The organism is Mesorhizobium sp. M0051, from assembly GCF_040323235.1.
Taxonomy (GTDB): Bacteria; Pseudomonadota; Alphaproteobacteria; order Rhizobiales; family Rhizobiaceae; genus Mesorhizobium.
Genome location: NZ_JAMYUT010000090.1, coordinates 1 through 1,164 on the forward strand (window position 1 = coordinate 1; position 1,164 = coordinate 1,164).

General features: G+C 60.6%; 1 protein-coding gene. It reads left to right on the top strand.

Features of this window, described 5'->3' with window-relative positions:
- Positions 1 to 90: 90 nt before the first annotated feature.
- On the top strand, positions 91 to 1,164 hold a 1,074-nt coding region (locus NKJ90_RS33340; protein ID WP_352487774.1), incomplete at its 3' end, for an ISAs1 family transposase.

Sequence of the window (1,164 nt, forward strand, 5' to 3'; positions counted from 1 at the left end):
GGCAGGGGAATCGCATATGAGTAAGAGTAAGTCTTGCGTTGAGTGGAAAGGTTGATTCTTTAGGGGCCTTCTCTTTGAAGAGGAGACCCAATGCCGTTTCTGCTTTCGATTTTGCGTGAAATTCGGGATCCGCGTGACATCAACGCGCGTCATGATCTGGCGGAGCTTCTGTTCTTGGCTCTGCTTGCGACCCTGTGTGGGGCCAAGAGCTGTGTTGACATTGCCGATTTTGTTGAGGGTCGGGAAGACGAGCTGAGAGAGATCGTGGCGCTGGAGCATGGTTGCCCGAGCCACGACACGTTCAGCCGGGTGTTTCGACTTCTTGATGCCGATGAGCTTTCGCGCAGCTTTGCCGCTTTCATGGCAGCGCTGCGACAAACGCTCGGGCCTTCGCCGCGCGGCGTGGTGGCGGTCGACGGCAAATCGCTGCGGCGCGGCTACACTAAGGGTCGGGTCTTTATGCCGCCTTTGATGGTGAGCGTGTGGGACGCCGAGACGAGGCTGTCGATTGCCGCTGCCCGCGCGCCCGAGGGCGACGAGGTCACAGCCACGCTGGATCTTCTGAAGAGCTTGGATTTGAAGGGCTGCACGGTGACGGCGGATGCGCTGCACTGCCGTCCCGACACCGCCAAGGCGCTGATCGGCAAGAAGGCGCATTATGCGCTGGGGCTGAAAGGCAATCGTCCCAAGCTGTTCGCTGCGGCGGAGCGAAGCTTCGCCGCAGCTGCCGAGATCGCCTTCTTCGAGACCAGCGAAAGCGCGCATGGCCGCACCGAAACACGAAGAGCCTCGGTCCTGCCGCTCAAACGGCTGCTGGATCCGCCGGCCTTTCCCGGCCTCAAGGCGATCGGCCGCATCGAGGCCTCGCGCAGCGTGGCGGGCGGCAAACCCACCACCTCGGTCCGCTATGTCGCGCTTTCCAAAGTGCTCATGCCCAAAAGACTGGCCGAGACCGTCAGAGCACATTGGACCATCGAGAACCAGTTGCACTGGAGCCTCGATGTCGTCTTCCATGAGGACGATGCCCGAACCCGCAAGGATAACGGGCCGCAAAACCTGGCCATCATCAGACGCCTCGCCCAAAACATCTTGCAAGCCCATCCTCTCGACAAACCCATCGCCAGCAAGATGCGAAGAGCCAGATGGAACAGAGACTTCCTCTTC